This is a genomic window from Mesorhizobium sp. M7A.F.Ca.ET.027.03.2.1 (genome assembly GCF_003999175.1).
Lineage (GTDB): Bacteria > Pseudomonadota > Alphaproteobacteria > Rhizobiales > Rhizobiaceae > Mesorhizobium.
The window spans coordinates 1-5,511 of record NZ_RZOM01000346.1 but is presented as its reverse complement, the minus strand read 5'-3'; the positions used below and the strand labels follow the sequence as shown (position 1 = coordinate 5,511).

Annotated in this window: 6 protein-coding genes; 2 read left to right on the top strand and 4 right to left on the bottom strand. The window is 61.7% G+C overall.

Annotation, left to right across the window (positions count from 1 at the left end; all coding sequences use genetic code 11):
- The 4 genes from EN750_RS16630 to EN750_RS16615 all read right to left on the bottom strand — a co-directional run.
- On the bottom strand, positions 1-340 hold a 340-nt coding region (locus EN750_RS16630), incomplete at its 3' end, for a biotin/lipoyl-containing protein (RefSeq protein ID WP_127397057.1).
- Positions 341-343: 3 nt separating this feature from the next.
- Positions 344-1,342, bottom strand: a complete 999-nt coding sequence (locus EN750_RS16625; protein WP_127267172.1) for an alpha-ketoacid dehydrogenase subunit beta — start codon at positions 1,340-1,342, stop codon at positions 344-346.
- Positions 1,342-2,370: a thiamine pyrophosphate-dependent dehydrogenase E1 component subunit alpha gene (locus EN750_RS16620; protein ID WP_127261511.1), complete on the bottom strand. Its 1,029-nt coding sequence runs from the start codon at positions 2,368-2,370 to the stop codon at positions 1,342-1,344. The genes EN750_RS16625 and EN750_RS16620 overlap by 1 nt, the downstream gene beginning before the upstream one ends.
- A gap of 2 nt (positions 2,371-2,372) precedes the next feature.
- Positions 2,373-3,701 (bottom strand): NAD(P)H-dependent oxidoreductase, encoded by a 1,329-nt coding sequence (locus EN750_RS16615; RefSeq protein ID WP_127397056.1) that lies wholly within the window; start codon positions 3,699-3,701, stop codon positions 2,373-2,375.
- 427 nt (positions 3,702-4,128) lie between these two features.
- Between EN750_RS16615 and EN750_RS16610 the strand changes: the two genes are divergently transcribed.
- Positions 4,129-5,031 (top strand): MurR/RpiR family transcriptional regulator, encoded by a 903-nt coding sequence (locus EN750_RS16610; RefSeq protein ID WP_189526248.1) that lies wholly within the window; start codon positions 4,129-4,131, stop codon positions 5,029-5,031.
- A gap of 46 nt (positions 5,032-5,077) precedes the next feature.
- Positions 5,078-5,511 (top strand): amidase family protein (locus tag EN750_RS16605; protein WP_245482724.1); only part of this gene is annotated, 434 nt, incomplete at its 3' end.

Here is a 5,511-nt window from a genome sequence, read left to right as displayed (position 1 = left end):
CGACTGGGCTCGACGGTACAGGGGTGCCTCCTGAGGCAACCCCCTCTCTCGACTTCGTCGACATCTCCCCCTCGAGGGGGGAGATTGGCGCATAGCTTTCATCGTCGGCATAAATCCATGCAACAGCTGCACCGACCGCAATATCGACACCTTCCTTGCCGGTGACGTCGCGCAACACGCCGCTGGCCGGCGCGTCGATCTCCATCGCCGCCTTGTCGGTCTCGATCTCGAACAGCACATCGCCCTTCTTGACGTGCGCGCCTTCCTCGGCGAACCAACGCGAGATCTGTCCGGTCGCCATGTCCATGTCGACCTTGGGAAGAATGACTTCGGTCGGCATTTCTCAGCGAACCCCTTTCACGAGGTCGCGCGCAGCGGTGATGATGTCGGGAATTTGCGGCACCGTCGCCTTCTCGAGCTCCGGATTATAGGGGATCGGCGTTTCGGCGCCGCCCAGCCGCACGATCGGCGCATCGAGATAATCGAACGCCTCGCTCTCGGCGATCATGGCGCTGACCTCGGCGCCGATGCCCAGCGTCTTGACCGCTTCGTAGACGCATAGCAGCCGCGACGTCTTCTTGACGCTGTCGATGACGGTCTGCTTGTCCATCGGCCGGATGGTGCGGAGATCGACGACTTCGACGTCGATGCCTTCGCTCTCCAGTGCGGCAGCCGCGTCGAGCGCCTTCTGCACCATGATCGAGGTGGCGACGATGGTGAGATCCCGGCCCTCGCGGCGGATATCGGCCTTGCCGATCGGCACGGTGTAATAGCCTTCGGGCACCGGTCCCTTCATCTTGTAGAGCAGCTTATGCTCGAAGATCATGACCGGATCGGGATCGGCGACCGCCGCCAACAGCATACCCTTGGCATCATAGGGGGTCGCCGGCTGGATGACTTTCAGACCCGGCACATGGCCGAGCCAGGCTTCCAGGCTCTGGCTGTGCTGAGCCGCCGCACCGGTGCCGGAACCGGCGGGAAAGCGCATCACCACGGGAACCGAAACCTCGCCGCCCAACATGAAGCGCATCTTGGCCGCCTGGTTGACGATCTGCTCCATGGCAAGCGTGGCGAAGTCGGAAAACTGGAACTCGAAGATCGGCCGCATGCCCGTGAGGGCAGCGCCCACCGCGACGCCCGCGCCGCCCAATTCCGAAATCGGCGTGTCGATGACGCGGTCAGCGCCGTAACGTTCGACCAGGTCGCCGGTGACCTGGAAGGCGCCGCCATAGACACCGATATCCTCGCCCATCAGGAAAACGCGTTCGTCCATGTCCATGGCGATCGCCATGGCTTCCTGGATCGCCTGGGCGTAGCTCAGTTCACGCACCATCGCGTCCATCACGCCTGCTCCGTATACACGTAATTTCCGGTCTCGCTGATATCGGGCGATGGGCTCGCCTTGGCGAACTCGATGCCCTCGGCGATCTCTTGCGCCACGGCATCGCGAATGGCCTCGATGCCCTTGTCGTCGATGAAGCCGAATTCCCTGAGCTCGCTTTCGAACAGGGTGATCGGATCGCGGTTCGACATCCAGTCCTCGATCTCTTCCTTGGTGCGATAGCGGTTGCGGTCGCTCTTGGAATGGCCGCGATGGCGGTAGGTCTTGGACTCGATCAGCGTCGGCCCCTCGCCGGCGCGGGCTCGGGCGATAGCCTGATGAGACGCCTCGGCGACCTCGGAGAAGATGTTGCCGTTGACGATGACGCCCGGCATCGAATAGGCGGCGGCGCGCTCGGCGATGTTCTTGACCGCGGTCGAGCGGGCTGTCGATGTGGACATGCCGTAGCCATTGTTCTCGCAGACGAAAATGACGGGCAGCTTCCAGACCGCCGCCATGTTGAGCGCCTCGTGGAAAGCGCCTTCATTGTTGGCGCCATCGCCGAAGAACGAGACCACGACCTTGCCGGTCTTCATCATCTTGGAGGACAATGCCGCCCCGACGGCGATCGGGATGCCGCCGCCGACGATGCCATTGGCGCCGAGATTGCCCTTGCCGACATCGGCGATGTGCATCGAGCCGCCACGGCCCTTGCAATAGCCTGTGGTCTTGCCGAAGAACTCGGCGAACATGCGCTTGACCTCGGCACCCTTGGCAATGCAGTGGCCATGACCGCGATGCGTCGAGGTGATCTGGTCATCCTCGGCAAGCGGCATGCAGATGCCCATGGCGCTGGCTTCCTGGCCGATCGACAAATGCATGGTGCCGTGGATGAGACCGCGCGTGTAGCACTCCTCCGCGCCCTCTTCGAAGCGGCGGATCAGGTACATCTTGTGGAGCACCTCCCTGAGCTGCTCGGCGCTGTAGTGGCGGTAGACGAAGGGCAGATTGGCGCGACTGTCAGTGACGGCTTTGCTGGCTGTGGCCATGATCACGCTCCCACGGACCCATAGACGAGCTTGTCCTGGCGGGCGCGCAGTTCGGCGATCTTGGAGCCCGCCGCGGGCGCTGCATTCGCGTAGGTTATGAGCTCGCCCTTCGTGATCGGCGCGGTGACCGAGCCGCCCTGCAGCAGGCCGCAGGGAATGGCCTTGGCGGCGCGCGCCTCAGGCGTCGTCATGATCCAGGCACGATAGCAATATTCGCCGATCGCATCGAGCTTCTCGCCGGGCTTCATGTCCTTCTTGGCCACGGCGGCGACTTCGGCCACCGGTTTGGCCAGCGGCACCATGTCGGCCTTGCCGTAGAGCACGACGCGCGCGCAGGTCAGCGGCACTTCGAGCGAGGTCAGGTGATAGGGACGATGGAAAGTGAAATACGGGCCTTTGCCCATCTTCAAATCTTCCATACGCTCGGAGATGCGCGGATGCGACATATCGGCAACGACGAAGACGCCGGGCGCGACACCCTTGCCGATCGAATAGTCGACGACGCCGACCCTCGACAGCACGCCGCCATCCTTCTGCGGCACCAGCACCTTGGACAGTTCGCCAAGCCTCGCCGCCGGGCCATGCATGCCGGCCTTGTCTGGAACCAGGCCGGTGGCATTGGCGATCGCCGCCATCTCGACCATGGTCTTGGAGCCGTCGACGAATTCGACCAGCATCCGCACATTCATGTGCCGGCGCTTGGCTTCCTCCTCATAGTCTGGGGGAATAGCGTCGATGTTGAGCGGGTTGTTCTTGCCCTTGCCGGCGGCAACGATCGGATGCCCCATGGCCGAAACGAACTCGATCAGCTCCATGCAGGAGGACGGCTCATCGCCGGCGCCCAGCGAATAGGTGACGCCGAGCCGGTCGGCCTCGCTCTTCAGATAGGCGCCGATGGTGACGTCGGCCTCGACATTCATCATCACCAGATGCTTGCCATGTTCCATGGCGCGCAGCCCGATCTCGGCGCCGACGGCGGGAACCCCGGTGGCGTCGATGACGACGTCGATCAGATCATCGTTGATGACAAGGCTGGCATCGTTGGTGACCGCCACCTTGCCGGCTTCCATCGCCGCCGTCATCGCCGACGCGTTCGACACCTCGCGCGCATGCCCGGTTTCCTGGAAGGCGATATCGACGGCCTTGCTGGCGGCAGGCAGGTTCAGTTCGGAAATGGCGCCGATCTCGATGCCTGACATATGAGCGACACGAGTGACGATGTCGGTTCCCATCTCGCCCGAGCCGATCAGGCCGATGCGGATAGGCTTGCCCGACTTGGCGCGTTCCTCGAGATCGCGGGCAAGGCCCGTCAACGAAACATTGGAAGCCATACCGCTCGTTCCTCCCATAATGCAGGCTTGTTCGATTGCCTGACGGGTATTGAACATCTGTATTTCTGTCAAGACTAATGTCCAGATTGTCGTGCTTAAAACCACTTTCCCGGCAGCCCGAACCATGGACGAAAACGAAGCCGCGAACCGCACGGCGCGCAAAGACAGGTTCGCTCGGAGGCGGAGCCAGCGCGGAACGTTTTTTTGGATTACGGCCGGTCGTGAAATAAAAGTACCGAAATATTTGTTCGTAAAATTTATCTTTCACAGCGTGTTCTCGCGTGCTAGCGTCGCGTCATGAACTGGAAATGAACTGCGCTTCCTGGGGTGGCCTTTTCCGGTCTGTTCCAAATAGGTCTGCCAAGGGACGTTGCGGCCGATGAAGATGAAAACGCCTGGCGAGAAGACTGTTTCCGGTGAGACCGAGGTGGCCAGCGCGCTGGAAGCCAGGTTGCGTGAGGGCTGGCTGGAGTTCGCGCGGACCGAGCAGGCAATCGCGCGATACCTGCTCGCCAACATCCATGACATTCCCTTTGAAACTGGCGCCACCATTGCCGCCGGCGCCGGCGTAAGCGAGGCAAGCGTTACCCGTTTCGTGCGGCGTCTCGGCTACACCGACCTCAAGGAAATGAAGCGTGGCCTGCGCTCCGCGCCGAAAGTCACAAGCCCAGGCCTGGACAGTGCCGAGTTGCGTTTCCGCATCGGCGGCGAGAAGCAGGGGCGGTTGGCTCGCAGCCTGGAGATGGAGCAGCAGGCCTTGGCCGCGGCCTATGGCCTTGCCCAGGGCGAGATGTGGTCCGAAATCGTTCATCTGCTGAGCACCTGCGACCGCGTGAACTGCGTCAGCTTCCAGGCCGTGAAGGGATTAGGGCTCGATTTCGCGACGCGTCTGCGCTGGGTGCGTAGCGATGTCCGCTTTGCCGAAGGTTTGGGCGGCACGTTCTCGGAAATCCTCACCGATAGCGGCGAAAATTCTTGCGTGCTGCTGATCGACACGGCGGAATACGCAGCGATGAGCTTTCGGCTATGCGCCCAGATCAAGCGCCGAAAGATTCCTCTGATCATCGTTACCGACAAATACAGCCATTGGGCATCTGAATACACAAAACTGGCGCTCGAAGTATCGACGCGCGTCGACCTGTACTGGGATTCGACGGCCGCGATAAGTTCGGTTCTGAACCTCCTCACGCATTCCGTTGCCGAGAAACTCGGCAAATCGGCTGAGACGCGGATGAATGAGCTGGAGGATATCGCCGGGATCCTGCGAACCTTCCACAAACCGCCACGGCGCGTCGCACGGCACATCAAAGAGGAAGAGGGCGAAGAATGACGATGCATCACCCGTTGCTGAAACCGTGGACAGTCAGGGCAGGCGCATGAAGTTGACGGAATACGCCGCCTATGACGGCGTCGGTCTGGCCGAACTCCTGCGCAATCGGGAAGTTACGCCACGCGAACTGGGTAACTGCATCCTTTCAGGGATCGCCGCGGTCAATCCGCAGCTCAATGCCGTGATCGAAACCTATGCCGATGCGATCGAGGGGCTGGGCGATGTTCCCGGACCCGCACCTTTCCACGGCATGCCGACATTGACCAAGGATTTCCCTATCGAAGCCGGCCGGCCGGGAGAGTTCGGCAGCGTTCTCGCCAAGGGTTTCATTTGCGGCGACGATCACGCCTTCTGGGTGAAAATGCGATCCGGCGGCCTTGCCAATATCGGGCGTACCACCACGTCGGAATTCGGTATAGCTGCGGCAACCGAATCCTCTCTCTATGGTGCGACACGCAATCCCTGGGATACCAGCAGGGG

Bases quoted from the DNA above. Each gene is read 5' to 3' on its own strand.
- EN750_RS16615 (WP_127397056.1), bottom strand. From the start codon at position 3,701: ATGGCTTCCAATGTTTCGTTGACGGGCCTTGCCCGCGATCTCGAGGAA.
- EN750_RS16620 (WP_127261511.1), bottom strand. From the start codon at position 2,370: ATGGCCACAGCCAGCAAAGCCGTCACTGACAGTCGCGCCAATCTGCCC.
- EN750_RS16625 (WP_127267172.1), bottom strand. From the start codon at position 1,342: ATGGACGCGATGGTGCGTGAACTGAGCTACGCCCAGGCGATCCAGGAA.